15 protein-coding genes are annotated in these 16,684 nt (G+C 55.5%); 11 read left to right on the forward strand and 4 right to left on the reverse strand.

Features of this window, described 5'->3' with window-relative positions; all coding sequences use genetic code 11:
- Positions 1–227: 227 nt before the first annotated feature.
- Positions 228–2,387 (forward strand): bifunctional acyl-ACP--phospholipid O-acyltransferase/long-chain-fatty-acid--ACP ligase, encoded by a 2,160-nt coding sequence (gene aas, locus VF709_RS15495; RefSeq protein WP_038420521.1) that lies wholly within the window; start codon positions 228–230, stop codon positions 2,385–2,387.
- On the forward strand, positions 2,380–3,573 hold the full coding sequence (gene lplT, locus VF709_RS15500) for a lysophospholipid transporter LplT (RefSeq protein ID WP_178327626.1): 1,194 nt from the start codon (positions 2,380–2,382) through the stop codon (positions 3,571–3,573). The genes aas and lplT overlap by 8 nt, the downstream gene beginning before the upstream one ends.
- A gap of 90 nt (positions 3,574–3,663) precedes the next feature.
- Here the strand turns inward: lplT and VF709_RS15505 are convergent, their stop codons facing one another.
- The 4 genes from VF709_RS15505 to VF709_RS15520 all read right to left on the reverse strand — a co-directional run bounded on the left by VF709_RS15505 (position 3,664) and on the right by VF709_RS15520 (position 6,117).
- Entirely contained in the window at positions 3,664–4,704 is a 1,041-nt protein-coding gene (locus tag VF709_RS15505; protein ID WP_149896964.1) for an NADP(H)-dependent aldo-keto reductase, read from the reverse strand.
- 132 nt (positions 4,705–4,836) lie between these two features.
- Complete coding sequence (locus VF709_RS15510; protein ID WP_013098555.1) at positions 4,837–5,055, reverse strand: YgdI/YgdR family lipoprotein; 219 nt, start codon at positions 5,053–5,055, stop codon at positions 4,837–4,839.
- Positions 5,056–5,183: 128 nt separating this feature from the next.
- Complete coding sequence (gene mutH, locus VF709_RS15515; RefSeq protein ID WP_013098554.1) at positions 5,184–5,876, reverse strand: DNA mismatch repair endonuclease MutH; 693 nt, start codon at positions 5,874–5,876, stop codon at positions 5,184–5,186.
- A gap of 94 nt (positions 5,877–5,970) precedes the next feature.
- A complete protein-coding gene (locus tag VF709_RS15520) occupies positions 5,971–6,117 on the reverse strand; it encodes a hypothetical protein (RefSeq protein WP_223232820.1) in 147 nt (48 codons plus the stop codon).
- A 442-nt stretch (positions 6,118–6,559) separates the two neighbouring features.
- On the opposite strand from VF709_RS15520, the gene rppH reads away from it, so the two are divergent.
- The 9 genes from rppH to recC all read left to right on the forward strand — a co-directional run bounded on the left by rppH (position 6,560) and on the right by recC (position 16,669).
- Positions 6,560–7,090, forward strand: a complete 531-nt coding sequence (gene rppH, locus VF709_RS15525) for an RNA pyrophosphohydrolase (RefSeq protein WP_013098553.1) — start codon at positions 6,560–6,562, stop codon at positions 7,088–7,090.
- A 12-nt stretch (positions 7,091–7,102) separates the two neighbouring features.
- On the forward strand, positions 7,103–9,349 hold the full coding sequence (ptsP, locus tag VF709_RS15530) for a phosphoenolpyruvate--protein phosphotransferase (protein ID WP_020689338.1): 2,247 nt from the start codon (positions 7,103–7,105) through the stop codon (positions 9,347–9,349).
- A 347-nt stretch (positions 9,350–9,696) separates the two neighbouring features.
- Positions 9,697–10,572 (forward strand): prolipoprotein diacylglyceryl transferase, encoded by an 876-nt coding sequence (gene lgt / locus VF709_RS15535; RefSeq protein WP_013098551.1) that lies wholly within the window; start codon positions 9,697–9,699, stop codon positions 10,570–10,572.
- Positions 10,573–10,578: 6 nt separating this feature from the next.
- Positions 10,579–11,373: a thymidylate synthase gene (gene thyA, locus VF709_RS15540; RefSeq protein ID WP_013098550.1), complete on the forward strand. Its 795-nt coding sequence runs from the start codon at positions 10,579–10,581 to the stop codon at positions 11,371–11,373.
- 184 nt (positions 11,374–11,557) lie between these two features.
- Complete coding sequence (locus VF709_RS15545; protein WP_023620429.1) at positions 11,558–12,022, forward strand: prepilin peptidase-dependent protein; 465 nt, start codon at positions 11,558–11,560, stop codon at positions 12,020–12,022.
- Positions 12,013–12,576: a prepilin peptidase-dependent protein gene (locus VF709_RS15550; protein ID WP_038420519.1), complete on the forward strand. Its 564-nt coding sequence runs from the start codon at positions 12,013–12,015 to the stop codon at positions 12,574–12,576. Before VF709_RS15545 ends, VF709_RS15550 begins: the two co-directional genes overlap by 10 nt.
- On the forward strand, positions 12,573–12,974 hold the full coding sequence (locus VF709_RS15555; protein ID WP_038420518.1) for a DUF2509 family protein: 402 nt from the start codon (positions 12,573–12,575) through the stop codon (positions 12,972–12,974). The genes VF709_RS15550 and VF709_RS15555 overlap by 4 nt, the downstream gene beginning before the upstream one ends.
- Positions 12,959–13,282: a prepilin-type N-terminal cleavage/methylation domain-containing protein gene (locus VF709_RS15560; protein WP_038420517.1), complete on the forward strand. Its 324-nt coding sequence runs from the start codon at positions 12,959–12,961 to the stop codon at positions 13,280–13,282. Before VF709_RS15555 ends, VF709_RS15560 begins: the two co-directional genes overlap by 16 nt.
- A 12-nt stretch (positions 13,283–13,294) precedes the next feature.
- Positions 13,295–16,669, forward strand: coding sequence for an exodeoxyribonuclease V subunit gamma (gene recC, locus VF709_RS15565; RefSeq protein WP_038420516.1), 3,375 nt, complete (start codon positions 13,295–13,297; stop codon positions 16,667–16,669).
- The last annotated feature ends 15 nt before the right edge of the window (positions 16,670–16,684 follow it).

A 16,684-nucleotide genomic window follows, 5' to 3' on the forward strand; every position in this document is an offset into this window, starting at 1 on the left:
TGCGATTGTCCGATAGCGGGAAAGAAGACGACATTGATAAAGTTGAGATCCCAGAGGTATTGATTGGTGAGATTTCTTAGTACGGTTTCGTACTCATCTCTTGCACCAACCTGCGCGGATGCGCAGGTTTTTTTTCGCCTCTATTTTTGCTGTCGCTCCTGTACCACTTCTCGTGTAATCTGCCACCATTTACTTACCCTTCACACTGGCTGGCAAAGGGAGTTGAGATGCTTTTTGGGTTCTTTCGCACACTGTTCCGTATCCTCTTTCGCGTCCGTTTAACGGGCGATGCAACGGCGCTCCGCGGCGAGCGTGTACTTATCACACCAAACCATGTTTCCTTTATCGACGGCATCCTGCTGGCGCTGTTTCTGCCTGTGCGCCCGGTGTTTGCGGTCTATACCTCTATTAGTCAGCAGTGGTACATGCGCTGGCTCACCCCGCTGATTGATTTTGTGCCGCTCGACCCGACAAAACCGATGATGATTAAACATCTGGTACGTCTGGTTGAGCAGGGACGTCCGGTGGTGATTTTCCCGGAAGGGCGGATCTCGGTCACCGGCTCGCTGATGAAAATCTACGACGGGGCAGGGTTTGTGGCGGCGAAGTCAAAAGCGACCGTTGTGCCACTGCGTATTGAAGGGGCGGAGCTCACCCATTTCAGCCGTCTGAAAGGGTTAGTGAAGCAGCGCCTGTTCCCGAAAATTACCCTGCATATTCTGCCGCCAACCTCATTACCGATGCCCGACGCGCCGCGTGCGCGTGACCGCCGTAAAATCGCCGGTGAAATGCTGCACCAGATCATGATGGAAGCGCGGATGGCCGTCCGCCCGCGCGAAACGCTCTATGAATCTCTGCTGTCGGCGCAGTACCGCTATGGCGCGAAGAAAAACTGCATTGAAGACATTAACTTCACCCCGGACACCTATCGCAAGCTGCTGACCAAAACCCTGTTCGTGGGACGTATACTTGAGAAATACAGCCAGAAAGGCGAGAAGATTGGCCTGATGCTGCCTAACGCCGGGATCAGCGCGGCGGTGATTTTTGGCGCGGTTTCCCGGGGCCGTATCCCGGCGATGATGAACTACACGGCGGGCGTAAAAGGGCTGACCAGCGCCATCACCGCGGCTCAAATCAATACCGTTTTCACCTCGCGCCAGTTCCTCGACAAAGGCAAGCTGTGGCACCTGCCGGAGCAGCTGACGCAGGTACGCTGGGTCTTCCTGGAAGATCTGAAAGCAGACGTGACGACGGGTGACAAGCTGTGGATTTTCGCTCACCTGCTGATGCCGCGTCTGGCCCAGGTCAAACAGCAGCCGGAAGATGACGCCATTATCCTCTTTACCTCTGGCTCAGAGGGGAACCCGAAAGGGGTGGTTCACAGTCACAAGAGCATTCTGGCAAACGTGGAGCAGATTAAAAGTATTGCTGACTTTACCGCCAATGACCGGTTCATGTCGGCGCTGCCGTTGTTCCACTCCTTTGGCCTGACGGTGGGGCTTTTTACCCCGCTGTTGACCGGTGCCGAAGTGTTCCTTTACCCAAGCCCGCTCCATTATCGCATTGTGCCGGAGCTGGTGTATGACCGTAACTGCACCGTGCTGTTTGGCACCTCAACCTTCCTCGGTAATTACGCGCGCTTTGCCAATCCGTATGACTTTTACCGCGTGCGCTATGTGGTGGCCGGGGCGGAAAAACTGCAGGAGAGCACGCGCCAGATTTGGCAGGACAAGTTTGGTCTGCGCATTCTTGAAGGTTATGGCGTTACCGAATGCGCGCCGGTGGTCTCGATCAACGTGCCGATGGCGGCGAAGCCGGGGACGGTGGGCCGTATTCTGCCGGGAATGGATGCGCGTCTGCTGGCGGTACCTGGCATTGAGGACGGTGGCCGTCTGCAACTCAAGGGGCCAAACGTGATGAACGGTTATCTGCGAGTGGAAAATCCGGGCGTGCTGGAAGTGCCGACGGCGGAAAACGTCAATGGCGAGAGTGAGACGGGCTGGTATGACACCGGAGATATTGTCCGTTTCGATGAACAGGGCTTCGTGCAGATCCAGGGCCGGGCTAAACGCTTCGCCAAAATTGCGGGTGAGATGGTCTCGCTGGAGATGGTTGAGCAACTGGCGACAGCGGTATCCGCTGACAAGCTGCATGCTACGGTTGTGAAGAGCGATGCCAGCAAAGGCGAAGCGCTGGTGTTGTTCACCACCGACAGCGAACTGAAACGCGACCGGTTGCTACAGCATGCGCGTGAACATGGCATTCCTGAGCTGGCGGTACCGCGCGATATTCGTTACCTGAAGCAGCTTCCGGTGCTGGGCAGCGGGAAGCCTGATTTCGTGACCCTGAAGGGCATGGTTGACGAGGCGGAACAGCAAAATGCGTGAGTCAGTACACACTAACACTTCCCTCTGGTCGAAGGGCATGATGGCGGTCATTGCCGCCCAGTTTCTCTCTGCCTTCGGTGACAATGCGTTACTGTTTGCCACCCTGGCATTGCTGAAGGCCGAGTTTTATCCAGACTGGAGCCAGCCCATCCTGCAGATGGTGTTTGTGGGTGCTTACATTATTTTCGCTCCGTTTGTCGGACAGGTGGCGGACAGCTTCCCGAAAGGCCGGGTGATGATGTTTGCGAACGGCCTTAAACTGCTGGGCGCCGCCAGTATTTGTTTTGGTATCAACCCGTTTATCGGCTACACGCTGGTGGGCATTGGCGCAGCGGCGTACTCCCCGGCGAAGTATGGCATCCTGGGGGAACTCACGACCGGCGATAAGCTGGTAAAAGCCAACGGGCTGATGGAGTCCTCTACCATTGCGGCGATCCTGCTCGGCTCTGTCGCAGGGGGCGTGCTGGCGGACTGGCATGTGCTGGCGGCGCTGAGCGTGTGTGCCGTGGTGTATGGCGGGGCGGTGATAGCCAACCTGTTTATTCCAAAATTGCCGGTGGCTCGCCCGGGGCAATCCTGGCGCTTTACGCCTATGACAGGCAGTTTCTTCAACGCCTGCCGCGTACTGTGGCGTAACGGTGAAACGCGCTTCTCCCTGATGGGCACCAGCATGTTCTGGGGCGCAGGCGTCACGCTGCGTTTTCTGCTGGTGCTGTGGGTGCCGGTGGCGCTGGGGATTACTGACAATGCGACACCGACTTATCTTAACGCAATGGTGGCGATTGGGATTGTCGTTGGGGCTGGCGCGGCGGCGAAGCTGGTGACGCTTGAGACCGTTGCACGCTGCATGCCTGCGGGGATCCTGATTGGCGTGGTGGTGCTTATCTTCTCGCTGCAGCACGCCTTGCTACCCGCCTACGCGCTGCTTGTCCTGATTGGTATTCTGGGGGGCTTTTTCGTTGTGCCGCTCAATGCGCTGTTGCAGGAGCGCGGCAAGCAGACCGTCGGCGCAGGAAATGCCATTGCGGTGCAAAACCTCGGTGAAAACCTGGCGATGCTGTTAATGCTGGGGCTCTATTCGCTGGCCGTTAAAGTCGGTGTGCCGGTGGTGGGGATTGGCGTAGGATTCGGCGCGCTGTTTGCGCTGGCGATTGCCGGATTATGGATCTGGCAGCGTCGCCGTTGATAAGAGCGGCCTGACGCCCTCACCACGGCCCTCTCCCATGGGAGAGGGGGCAAACATTAAAAACGGCAACCAGGTTGCCGTTTGCTTTTATTACGGTGCCGGGTAGGTGTATACCTGATGCACCGCTTCAATCTCTGCTAATACCTCTTCGCTCAGATTCAGATGGAAACTCTCGATATTCGTTTTCAGCTGTTCCATGGTCGTTGCGCCCAGCAGAGTGCTGGCAACAAACGGCTGACGACGCACGAAGGCCAGGGCCATCTGAGCCGGATCAAGGCCGTGACGTTTCGCGATATCCACATAGGCCGCCACGGCTTTTTGTGTCTGCTCACCGCTGTATCGGGTAAAGCGGCTGAACAAGGTGTTACGCGCTCCGGCAGGTTTCGCGCCGTTAAGGTATTTCCCTGTCAACGTACCAAAGCCCAGACATGAATAGGCGAGCAATTCCACCTCTTCGTATTGTGTCACTTCGGCCAGACCCACTTCATAGCTGCGGTTGAGCAGGCTGTATGGGTTCTGGATGGTGACGATGCGGGGCAGGTCATGTTTGTCCGCCAGGTGCAGATAGCGCATCACGCCAAAGGCCGTTTCGTTAGAGACACCGATGTAGCGGATTTTTCCCGCTCGCTGGCATTCGGCCAGGGCTTCCAGCGTTTCCAGTAGCGTAACGGCCGGGGCGCTCGCATTCCAGCTATAGCCCAGCTTTCCAAAGCAGTTGGTGGGGCGCTGCGGCCAGTGAACCTGATAGAGATCGAGATAGTCGGTTTGCAGGCGCTTCAGGCTGGCATCCAGCGCGGCGCGGATATTTTTGCGATCGAGGATCTGGTTTGGACGGATCCCGGCATCGTTGTTGCGTGCGGGGCCGCTGACTTTTGACGCAACAACCAGCTTTTCGCGATTCCCGCGTTTGGCGAGCCAGTTGCCGACGTAGGTTTCGGTAAGCCCCTGCGTTTCCGGACGAGGCGGTACAGGGTACATCTCTGCAACATCAATCAGGTTAATGCCCTGGCTGACGGCATAATCGAGTTGTGCATGGGCATCGGCTTCGCTGTTTTGTTCACCAAATGTCATCGTGCCCAACCCCAGTTGGCTTATTTCCAGAGCGCTGTGGGGGATACGGTGATAATGCATAGCCGGCTTCCTTCATTAGAAATACAGACCACGTCAGGAACCTCCCGACAAAGGAATATAAACATGGCAGAGGGGAAGCAAAAGGGGAAGAAAAAAATCAAAAAGGCCAGCAAGCCACTGACCTTTATCTGTTTATCGCTCGATAATCTGCGAAACTTCGTCGCGATTGATCTGCATTTTATTACCCTGCTGGTCATGGTAGCTGACCAGGCCAGTATCATCGTCGACTTCAGGTTTACCGTCGGTCAGGATCATCCGGCCATCTTTCGTCGCCATAACGTAATCGCTGCTACAGCCCGATACCGCAAACGCTAAACCCACTGCTGAAATCAACACTGCCCATTTTTTCATCGTTATCGTCCTCACCTGGCTCGTATCAAATCATAGTGTAGTATTAACCTGATATATCGAAAGGAGAAAGGGGGAAAATCTTAAATCCCCGTCGATTATGTTTGATAGTTCGCAAAATGAGTAAAAAACTATGTTTTCAGTAAGAAATGGCGAGCCAGCAGCGCACCTGTGAAGTTCTTTTTGAGATAAAAGCCGCGCGGCAACGTGAGTATCGGTTCGCCCTTGGCGCCAATAGCCTCGGTGAGGGCTTTGCTGTTGGCCGCTTTCGGACGCAACTGTAAAACTTCTCCGTGTCGGGCCGTGATGCGCTCTACCTGCCCAAGGACGATCATATCCATCAGCTCTTCCCAGTCCAGCCTTAGCTGCCGCTCTTCATCTTCATCGGGACTCCAGAGCAGCGGTGCGCCTACCCGGCGTTCAGCCAGCGGGATCTGGCGTTCACCCTCAACCGGAACCCAGAGTACGCGCTTGAGTTTATGGCGAACATGGCTGGTTTCCCACGTCACGCCGGTATTCCCGGTTAACGGCGCCACGCAGACAAAGGTGGTTTCAAGGGGCTTTCCCAGACGGTCTATGGGAATGGTTTTTAGCTCAACGCCCAGAGCCGCAAAATCCTGCTCGGGTTTACTCCCCGCACTTGCCCCCAGCCACAGCTCAAGCAACATGCCGATCCAGCCCTTATCCCGTTTCAGATCCTTTGGGATCGGCAACCCTGCCATCGCTGCCAGTTCGCCAAGCGAAAAGCCCGCCAGACGCTGGGCCTGCCCAAGCAGCTGGGCTTCGCTTGTTGGCGGAGAAAGCATGGGTGAGAGCGCAAGCATGACGGCAACCTTTTGATTAAAAAATAAACTAAGAAACTATCCCCTGTGGATAGAGTTTAACTTTTTCTGTACGAATATGCCATGTGCATGATTTTTAGGTTTTTTTAGTCATGCCAGACCGTTCTTTATGAAACGAAAAACGGGTTGTCCAATTCTGGTCACTGACAATAAACAGGATCTTACACCATGTTATCCACAGAAAAGTGGGATAACTGGGAATAACCCTGACTACTGTTTCAATTTACAGCCTTGACGTGCGACGAAAATCGAATTTTCACACAAATTGTGCCTAACTTATTGGCACAATCTGTGGATAAAACCGACGCTGTTCGATCTTTCATCAGCATAACGATCCCAGGTGTGATGATCGTCACGTAATTCCTTCCTGGGGCGCTAAAAACAGAGCTAATTAAATGAAAATTATAGGAATGTTTTCAGCGGGTGACACGGTGTAGCGAGGGGCTCGTCAGGTTGTTCATCGGTAATTCCACACTTCTTCACAACTATATCCACAGAAAAGGTGAATAAAATTGCCCTTGTTGCCGCTAATCTGTTTATAACTCTGCGCATATTTGTGAGTTATTCAAATGTTATTAGGTTGCAGGCCTGTAAGAGAGTGGTTTACCGCCTCCCTGTAGTGTGAAACAATCATTCATATATCAGATTTAGTTTGGGGTAGTCCGGTGATTGATGACGATGGCTACCGCCCGAACGTAGGAATAGTAATTTGTAATCGTCAGGGCCAGGTGATGTGGGCCCGGCGATATGGTCAGCACTCCTGGCAGTTTCCGCAAGGCGGGATCAACCCAGGGGAGTCCCCAGAACAAGCGATGTACCGGGAGCTGTTTGAAGAGGTCGGTTTAAGCCGAAAAGATGTTCGCATCCTGGCTTCGACCCGCAACTGGTTGCGTTACAAGTTACCGAAACGTTTGGTGCGTTGGGACACAAAGCCGGTTTGTATCGGCCAGAAACAGAAGTGGTTTCTGTTGCAATTGGTGGGCAACGATTCAGATATCAATATGCAAACCAGCAGTACGCCGGAGTTTGATGGCTGGCGCTGGGTGAGTTACTGGTATCCTGTTCGTCAGGTCGTGTCATTTAAACGCGATGTTTACCGTAGGGTGATGAAAGAGTTCGCAAGTGTTGTCATGCAGCTTCAGGAGATCCCGCCTAAGCCGCAGAGCGCACCTGCCTGGCGACGTAAAAGAGGTTAAGCTACGCAAATCATGCTCACCCGCTTGCGAGAAATAGTCGAGAAAGTGGCCAGTGCGCCTCGTCTGAACGAGGCGCTGAATATTCTGGTCACTGACATCTGTCTTGCGATGGAAACTGAAGTCTGTTCGGTGTATCTGGCCGATCATGACCGACGTTGCTACTACCTGATGGCGACCCGTGGTTTAAAAAAACCACGTGGTCGTACCGTTACGCTCGCCTTTGATGAAGGTATCGTAGGCCTGGTGGGGCGACTGGCTGAACCCATCAACCTTGCCGACGCGCAAAAGCACCCCAGCTTTAAATACATTCCCTCCGTAAAAGAAGAGCGTTTCCGCGCCTTCCTGGGCGTACCGATCATCCAGCGTCGTCAACTGCTTGGCGTACTGGTCGTTCAGCAGCGCGAACTGCGTCAGTATGACGAAAGCGAAGAGTCTTTCCTCGTGACGCTAGCCACGCAGATGGCTGCGATCCTCTCTCAGTCTCAGCTTGCCGCCCTGTTTGGGCAGTACCGCCACACGCGTATTCGTGCGCTGCCGGCCTCGCCTGGCGTGGCGATTGCTGAAGGCTGGATGGACGCCACCCTGCCGCTGATGGAACAGGTGTACGAAGCCTCAACGCTGGATGAAGCGCTTGAGCGCGAGCGCCTCACCGCGGCGCTGGAAGAGGCAGCCAACGAATTTCGGCGTTACAGCAAACGCTTTGCCGCCGGGGCGCAAAAAGAGACGGCGGCCATTTTTGACCTCTATTCCCACCTGCTCTCCGATGCACGTCTGCGCCGTGAGCTTTTTGCCGAGGTTGATAAAGGTGCCGTAGCGGAATGGGCCGTTAAAAAGGTCATCGAAAAATTTGCTGAGCAATTTGCCGCACTGACAGACGGTTACCTGAAAGAGCGTGCGGGAGATTTACGTACACTCGGTCAGCGTCTGCTGTTCCACCTTGATGACACGATCCAGGGGCCGAATGCCTGGCCAAAACGCTTTGTGCTGGTTGCCGATGAACTGTCCGCGACCACGCTGGCGGAGCTGCCGCAGGACAGGCTAGCAGGTGTGGTGGTGCGCGATGGCGCAGCTAACTCCCATGCGGCTATTATGGTTCGTGCCCTGGGTATCCCCACCGTTATGGGGGCCGATATTCAGCCCTCGGTGCTGCACCGACGCACGCTGGTGGTGGATGGCTATCGCGGTGAGCTCCTGGTCGATCCTGAGCCGGTCCTGCTCCAGGAATACCAGCGCCTTATCAGTGAAGAGAATGAATTAAGCAAGCTGGCGGAAGATGACGTCGACCTGCCTGCACAGCTCAAAAGCGGCGAGCGCATCAAAGTTATGCTCAACGCAGGGTTAAGCCCCGAGCATGAAGAGAAGCTCGGCAGCCGCATTGATGGCATCGGCTTATATCGCACTGAAATCCCGTTCATGCTGCAAAGCGGCTTTCCCTCAGAAGAGGAGCAGGTCGCACAGTATCAGGGCATGTTGCAGATGTTTAACGACAAGCCGGTTACCCTGCGTACCCTGGACGTTGGGGCGGATAAACAGCTGCCGTATATGCCAATCAGTGAAGAAAACCCGTGCCTGGGCTGGCGTGGGATCCGCATTACGCTGGATCAGCCTGAGATCTTCCTGATCCAGGTGCGCGCCATGCTGCGCGCGAATGCGGCGACCGGGAACCTCAGCATTTTACTGCCTATGGTCACCAGCATTGATGAGATCGACGAAGCGCGACGGTTGATCGAACGTGCAGGCCGTGAAGTCGAAGAGATGATCGGTTACGCGATCCCCAAACCGCGGATCGGGGTGATGCTCGAAGTGCCTTCCATGGTCTTCATGCTGCCGCAGCTGGCGAACCGGGTCGACTTTATCTCTGTCGGGACCAACGATCTGACGCAGTATATTCTGGCTGTCGATCGTAACAACACGCGTGTTGCCAGTATTTATGACAGCCTGCATCCGGCTATCATTAGGGCGCTGGCGATGATTGCCCGCGAAGCGGAACAATACGGTATCGATTTGCGGCTGTGTGGCGAAATGGCCGGGGATTCAATGTGCGTTGCGATCCTCATCGGCCTGGGGTATCGCCATCTGTCGATGAACGGCCGCGCTGTCGCACGTGTGAAGTACCTGCTGCGCCATATTGACATCGAGGATGCCCGCGAGCTGGCCGAGCGCAGTCTTGAAGCACAGCTGGCAACAGAAGTGCGTCATCAGGTCGCCGCGTTTATGGAGCGACGTGGCATGGGCGGCCTGATCCGCGGTGGCCGCTGAAGTTTTTATCTCTCTACCTGTAGGCTGAGGGGGCCACAATGATTCATAAACAGAAGCAATAACGCTGCTCTCAGAATGACCACCAGCGCTGTATGTTCCCCCTCACCCCAGCCCTCTCCCAGGAGGAGAGGAAGCCGTACGTGCGCACTTTTTCTGTGGGGATCCCTCAGCCCCGTGGAAGAGGGCAACATCCCACACCATCCTCTATACACATCTTTTACATCTCTGGCGCATCCTCCGCGTCCGCCTTGTGCTATGATTCGCAACTTTGGAGCCTCTGCTGACCGCCGGGGCGCATCTCTACCGCTGTCCACTTTCAGCGGAATAACAACATCTTGTGGTGACAGATGAACAGTGGTTATCTGCATTTTCCGGAATTTGATCCGGTCATTTTCTCAGTAGGACCCGTTTCGCTTCACTGGTACGGTCTGATGTACCTGGTGGGCTTCATTTTTGCTATGTGGCTGGCTGGCCGTCGCGCCAGTCGTCCTGGCAGCGGCTGGACCAAAAACGAAGTCGAAAACCTGCTTTACGCGGGCTTCCTCGGTGTGTTCCTTGGTGGGCGTATTGGCTATGTCCTGTTCTATAACCTCCCGGTATTCCTCAACGATCCGCTCTATCTGTTCCGCGTCTGGGACGGGGGGATGTCCTTCCATGGCGGCCTGATTGGTGTGATTCTGGTGATGGTGATTTTTGCCAAACGCACCAAACGCAACTTCTTCCAGGTATCGGATTTTATCGCGCCATTGATTCCCTTTGGTCTGGGGGCTGGTCGTCTGGGCAACTTCATTAACGGCGAGCTGTGGGGACGTGTCGACCCGAGCGTTTCCTTTACTATGCTGTTCCCGGGCTCGCGCGCAGAAGACCTGGCGCTGCTGCCGTCTCATCCTGAATGGCAATCCATTTTTGATACGTACGGCGTTCTGCCGCGTCACATGTCTCAGCTCTATGAACTGGCGCTGGAAGGCGTGGTGCTGTTTATCATCCTGAATCTGTTTATCCGCAAACCGCGCCCGATGGGGGCTGTCTCCGGCCTGTTCCTGATTGGCTACGGTGCGTTCCGTATCATCGTTGAGTTCTTCCGCCAGCCGGATGCGCAGTTCACCGGCGAGTGGGTACAGTACATCAGCATGGGGCAAATCCTCTCCATTCCGATGATCGTCGCGGGTGCCATTATGATGATTTGGGCGTATCGTCGTCGTCCACAGCAACAACTTTCCTGAGGAACCATGAAACAGTATCTTGAATTGATGAAAAAAGTGCTCGACGAGGGCACGCCGAAAAATGACCGTACCGGAACCGGGACGCTCTCCATTTTTGGCCACCAGATGCGCTTCAACCTGCAAGAAGGCTTCCCCCTGGTGACGACAAAGCGCTGCCACCTGCGCTCGATCATTCATGAACTGCTCTGGTTCCTGCAAGGCGATACCAACGTTGCCTATCTGCACGAAAACAACGTCTCCATCTGGGATGAATGGGCAGATGAAAACGGCAATCTGGGCCCGGTGTACGGCAAGCAGTGGCGTGCGTGGCCAACGCCTGATGGCCGCCATATTGACCAGATCACCACCGTGATGAACCAGCTGAAAAACGACCCGGACTCGCGCCGTATTATCGTTTCTGCCTGGAACGTGGGTGAGCTGGATAAAATGGCGCTGGCACCGTGCCATGCGTTCTTCCAGTTCTATGTGGCTGATGGCAAACTCTCCTGCCAGCTTTACCAGCGCTCTTGCGATGTCTTCCTCGGCCTGCCGTTTAACATCGCCAGCTATGCGCTGTTAGTACATATGATGGCCCAGCAGTGCGATCTGGAAGTGGGCGATTTTGTCTGGACCGGTGGGGATACGCACCTGTACAGCAACCACATGGAACAGACGCATCTCCAACTGACCCGTGAGCCGCGTGCACTGCCGAAGCTGATTATCAAACGTAAACCGGAATCGATCTTCGATTACCGCTTTGACGACTTCGAGATTGAGGGATACGACCCGCATCCGGGCATCAAAGCGCCTGTCGCAATCTGATACAGCAAATCGTTACATAACCGGCGCATTTACGCGCCGGTTTTTTTTCGTCTGTACTCTGTTCCCCGAGGCGTTATCCAGTCGGCGTGCAACGCGCTGCAACGGATAACATTCTCTGGATAACGCCTCGTAAAACCCCGAATTGCGGCTCGTCATGTTCACGGCGTTTCGCCACACTCCCGGCATGAAAAAAGAGCACGGCTTTACGCTTATCGAAACTCTGGTTGCCATTTCGCTGGTTATTATCCTCAGCGCGACAGGGCTCGCCGGCTGGGACAACTGGCAACAGCGGCAGAGGTTGTGGCAGGTCGCCTGTCAGGTCCGCGACTATCTGGTGTTTCTGCGAAACGATGCCAATCGTCACAACCGTGACCACCTGATCACGCTTCAGCAGGACGACAGAGGCGCCTGTTTGATGAGCTCTGCAGTGCAGGGCTGTGAGAACAATAGCCCGTATGTGCTCAGACCGTTGTGGCCTGACGTCGTGCTAAGGGAGGTTACGCCTTCATTAGGATTCTACGGATTAAGGGACACGGCGTGGGCAGGGCGGATACGGGTACAGAGCAGGGCAGGAGAATGGATGATTGTCGTCTCAAACGGAGGGCGTATCAGGATGTGCACTGTTACAGGGGAAAATGCATGCCGATGAACCAGCACGGCTTCTCACTTACAGAGGTGCTGGTTGCAATGGCGATCAGCAGCATTCTGTTACTCAGCACGTCGCGTTTTTTACCGGAGCTGCAACGGGCAGTTTTGCTGCAATCCAGGGCGCAGGAGCGTGAAGAAGAGATCTGGCAACGCCTGTTCGCGATTGGCAAGCAGTTACAGCGCGCGGGGTATTGCGCGGGTAATTGTCAGGGGCAGAGCCTGACCATCGGCAGGGAGGGACGCTGTGTGATTGTCCGGTGGGATGCAAACAGTAACGGCACCTGGGACACCTCAGCATCGGATAACGAAAGTACGGGGTTTCGTCTGGAATCAGGCGCGCTGGAAACCCTGCGTGGCGCGACGGGGTGTGAAGGAAAAGGATGGGAGAAGCTTACCGACCCAGCCCGGCTTATGATCCACACATTTGTGGTACGTAAACATGAGCATCCGGGATTTGCGCCAGCGTTATATCTCGAGCTGTCCGCCAGCGGGGTGAATGATAAGCACACTGCCCCTTACCAGGCTCGCTATGGCGTTACGGGGTTTAACTTGTGAGCCGCCAGCATGGGATTGCCTCACTGACGCTGGTTCTGCTGTTACTGGTGTTAGGCACACTGATCCTGACCGGCCTTAACCAGCAACTCATAACATTTACCATGCTGGTTGGCGACGAGAGCCGCGCCATCCAGCAGCAGGCAGTCACGCAGTCTGCGCTGGAGTGGGGGCGCGTTCAGCACTGGTCGTTGCAGCCTGATGTACAGTGCAAACAGAGACAAACGCAACGTGTTTGTATGCGTGTACTGAATGAGTCGCAGGTGTTACTCATCGCTGGAGATGGAGAGCTGTTGCTCTGGCGTGGCGGGGAGATTGTCAACGGGCACATACGCTTTTTACCTCATGGCTGGAGTGATTTTTGCCCGCTAAAGGAGCGTGCGTTATGTCGGTTGCCGTAAAGAATGAAAAGGGGTTCAGCATGGTCGATGTGTTGCTGGCGATGCTGCTGCTGGTGGCGATCGTAACGGCGCTGTCCGGCTATCACCGGGCGCTGGCTTCCCGCTTTGCCCTGTTTAGCCAGTATCGTCAGCTCTGGCACATCGCCTGGACGCAGTCGCAGATGGATGCTGGTGCTCTGCCAGCAGGCTGGCAGATAAACCGGATGCAGACAACGCAGTCTGGATGTGTCAGCATCACGGTTACACTTATTTCTCCTCTGGGTCGACGCGGTGAGATGACGCGTCTGCATTGCCCGGTTAGCCAGTAGTCGGGAGCGTCTATGTTAAGGGTCTACCACTCAAATCGTCTGGATGTGCTGGAAGCGCTGATGGAATTTATCGTTGAGCGCGAGCGGCTCGACGATCCGTTTGAGCCTGAAATGGTGCTGGTGCAGAGCACCGGTATGGCACAATGGCTGCAGATGTCGCTTTCCCGTAAATTTGGCATCGCGGCGAATATCGATTTTCCGCTTCCCGCGAGCTTTATCTGGGAGATGTTTGTCCGCGTGTTGCCTGACATCCCGGAGCAGAGCGCGTTTAACAAACAGAGCATGAGCTGGAAGCTGATGGCGCTTTTGCCAGATATGCTCACGCATGATGAGTTTGCCATGCTGCGCCACTACCTGCATGACGATACCGACAAACGCAAGCTGTTCCAGCTGGCATCACGTACCGCGGATCTCTATGACCAGTATTTAGTGTATCGTCCGGAATGGCTGACTCGCTGGGAGGTGGGTGAGCTGGTGGAAGGTCTGCCGGAGGCGCAGGTCTGGCAGGCGCCGCTGTGGAAAGCGCTGGTGGCGCATACCGAAAAGCTGGGTCAACCCAAGTGGCACCGTGCGAACCTCTACCAACGGTTCATCTCCATACTGGAAAATAGCACTGACCGACCGGCCCGGCTGCCCTCCCGCGTATTTATCTGCGGTATTTCCGCCTTGCCACCCGTCTATCTGGATGCGCTGAAAGCGCTCGGAAAACACACCGACATCCATATTCTCTTTACTAACCCCTGCCGCCATTACTGGGGCGACATTCAGGATGACCGGTGGCTTTCGCGGCTTGTGACGCGCCAGCGGCGACGTCTCTTTGAAGAACGCACGGTGCCCTTGTTTAAAGACTGTGCCTCTGCCGCGCAGCTTTTTGATGAGCAGGGCATTCAGAACCTGCCAAACCCGCTGCTTGCCTCTTGGGGCAAGCTGGGCCGGGACTATATTCATATGCTCTCTGATATCACCTCGTCAGGCGAAGGCGACGTGGATGCGTTTGTTGAAATCACGCCGGACAGCCTGCTGCACAATATCCAGTCCGATATTCTGGATCTGGAAAATCGCGCGGTGATGGGCGTGACGGCCGAAGAATTTGAACGCAGCGACACGAAACGGAGACTGGATCCCGACGATCGCAGTATCACGGTGCATGTTTGCCACAGTGCGCAGCGTGAAGTCGAAGTCCTGCACGATCAGTTGCTCGCCATGCTGCAGGACGATCCTGACCTGACACCGCGTGATATCGTGGTGATGGTGGCGGATATCGACAGCTACAGCCCCTTTATTCAGGCCGTTTTCGGCAGTGCGACGGGAGAGCGCTACCTGCCTTATGCCATCTCTGACCGTCGGGCTCGCCAGTCTCACCCGGCCTTGCAGGCATTCGTTACCCTGCTGTCACTGCCCGACAGCCGCTTCATTTCCGAAGATGTCCTGGCATTGCTCGATGTCCCCGTGCTGGCCGCTCGTTTCAACATTAACGAAGAGGGGTTGCGCTACCTTCGTCAGTGGGTAAACGAGTCTGGCGTACGTTGGGGGATCGATGACGACAACGTACAGGAGTTTGAGCTTCCCCCTACCGGACAGCACACCTGGCAGTTTGGTCTGACGCGTATGCTGCTGGGGTATGCCATGGAAAGCAGCCAGGGCGAGTGGAACGAGGTCCTGCCTTATGATGAGTCCAGCGGGCTCATCGCGGAGCTTGTCGGGCATTTAGCCTCACTGCTGATGCAGCTTAACCGCTGGCGACGTGCGCTAATGCAGCCGCGTCCGCTGGAGGAGTGGCTGCCGGTTTGCCGGGAACTGCTCAATGATTTCTTCCTGCCGGACAGTGACACGGAAGCCGCAATGGCGCTGATTGAAACACAGTGGCAGGCGATAGTCGATGAGGGGGTGAACTCCCACTATAACGAAGCGATCCCGCTTTCGCTTCTGCGGGACGAATTGACCCTGCGCCTCGATCAGGAGCGTATCAGCCAGCGCTTCCTTGCCGGGCCGATCAATATCTGCACGCTGATGCCCATGCGTTCCATTCCCTTCAAAGTGGTGTGTCTGCTTGGTATGAATGACGGTGTTTATCCGCGAGCCCTGCCGCCGCTGGGCTTTGATCTCATGAGCCCGGCACCAAAGCGGGGCGACCGTAGCCGTCGTGATGATGACCGCTACCTCTTCCTTGAGGCGCTTATTTCCGCGCAGAACAAGCTTTACATCAGTTATATCGGTCGGTCGATTCAGGACAACAGCGAGCGTTTTCCCTCTGTTCTGGTGCAGGAACTGGTGGACTATATCGGACAGAGCCACTACCTGCCGGGGGATGAAGAACGTAACTGCGATGAGAGCGACCAGCGGGTGAAAGCGCATATCATCTGTTGTCACAGCCGTATGCCGTTTGACCCGATGAACTACGTCGCCAGCGAATTGCAGAGCTATGCCCAGGAGTGGCTGCCCGCGGCGAAGAAAGAGGGGAGGGCGCACAGCGATTTCATTCAGGAGCTCGACGCGCGGCCCATTGAAACCCTGACCTTCGAACAGCTGCAGCGGTTTTGGGCGCATCCGGTACGCGCCTTCTTCCAGCAGCGGTTGCAGGTAAATTTCCGCTCGGAAGAGAGCGAAATTCCTGACGCAGAACCGTTTACGCTGGAAGGGCTGGAACGTTATCAGTTAAACCTCCAGCTGCTGAATGCGCTGGTGGAGCAGGAAGATGCTGACAAACTGTTCCGCCGCTATCGCGCTGCGGGGCAATTACCGTATGGTGCGTTTGGGGAGATCGTCTGGGAGGCGCAGTGCACAGAGATGAAGGCGCTTGCCGAGCGTGTTATCGAATGCCGACAGCCGGGAACAAGCCTCGAAATCGACCTCAACTGCAACGGTATCCAGCTGACGGGCTGGCTGACGCAGGTTCAACCGGACGGGCTGCTGCGCTGGCGGCCTTCCATGCTGAGCGTTTCGCAGGGTTTGCAACTCTGGCTCGAACATCTTGTCTACAGTGCTGGCGGTAACCAGGGTGAAAGCCGGATGTTTGTACGCAAGGAGGGCGAGTGGCGTTTCCCGCCAATGGAGCCGGAGCAGGCATTACATTACTTGTCCTTGTACATTGAAGGTTACCGTCAGGGGATGAACAAGCCGCTGCTGTTACTGCCTGAAAGTGGCGGGGCGTGGATAAAAGCCTGTTATGACGCGCAGAATGATGCGATGTTAACGGATGACGCTTCACTGCAGAAAGCGCGGAGTAAATTTGTTCAGGCCTGGGAAGGTAACATGATGGTCCGTGGTGAAGGCGATGATGTCTGGTATCAACGGTTATGGCGAACGCTTGAGCCAGAATACTTTGAGACCATCACGGAAGAGGCACAACGTTACCTGTTACCGTTGTTCAAATTTAATCAGTCCTGAGCGCTGTATAAAAAT

Origin of the sequence: Enterobacter sp. Lyrl_3 (assembly GCF_051948675.1) — a bacterium.
GTDB classification, from domain to species: domain Bacteria; phylum Pseudomonadota; class Gammaproteobacteria; order Enterobacterales; family Enterobacteriaceae; genus Enterobacter; species Enterobacter cloacae.

Excerpts from the sequence above, each read along its gene's own strand:
- lgt (WP_013098551.1), top strand. The coding sequence starts at position 9,697 with ATGAACAGTGGTTATCTGCATTTTCCGGAATTTGATCCGGTCATTTTC.
- VF709_RS15505 (WP_149896964.1), bottom strand. The coding sequence starts at position 4,704 with ATGCATTATCACCGTATCCCCCACAGCGCTCTGGAAATAAGCCAACTG.
- ptsP (WP_020689338.1), top strand. The coding sequence starts at position 7,103 with ATGCTCACCCGCTTGCGAGAAATAGTCGAGAAAGTGGCCAGTGCGCCT.
- VF709_RS15550 (WP_038420519.1), top strand. The coding sequence starts at position 12,013 with ATGCCGATGAACCAGCACGGCTTCTCACTTACAGAGGTGCTGGTTGCA.
- VF709_RS15545 (WP_023620429.1), top strand. The coding sequence starts at position 11,558 with ATGAAAAAAGAGCACGGCTTTACGCTTATCGAAACTCTGGTTGCCATT.
- aas (WP_038420521.1), top strand. The coding sequence starts at position 228 with ATGCTTTTTGGGTTCTTTCGCACACTGTTCCGTATCCTCTTTCGCGTC.
- VF709_RS15560 (WP_038420517.1), top strand. The coding sequence starts at position 12,959 with ATGTCGGTTGCCGTAAAGAATGAAAAGGGGTTCAGCATGGTCGATGTG.
- recC (WP_038420516.1), top strand. The coding sequence starts at position 13,295 with ATGTTAAGGGTCTACCACTCAAATCGTCTGGATGTGCTGGAAGCGCTG.
- VF709_RS15510 (WP_013098555.1), bottom strand. The coding sequence starts at position 5,055 with ATGAAAAAATGGGCAGTGTTGATTTCAGCAGTGGGTTTAGCGTTTGCG.
- lplT (WP_178327626.1), top strand. The coding sequence starts at position 2,380 with ATGCGTGAGTCAGTACACACTAACACTTCCCTCTGGTCGAAGGGCATG.
- thyA (WP_013098550.1), top strand. The coding sequence starts at position 10,579 with ATGAAACAGTATCTTGAATTGATGAAAAAAGTGCTCGACGAGGGCACG.
- mutH (WP_013098554.1), bottom strand. The coding sequence starts at position 5,876 with ATGCTTGCGCTCTCACCCATGCTTTCTCCGCCAACAAGCGAAGCCCAG.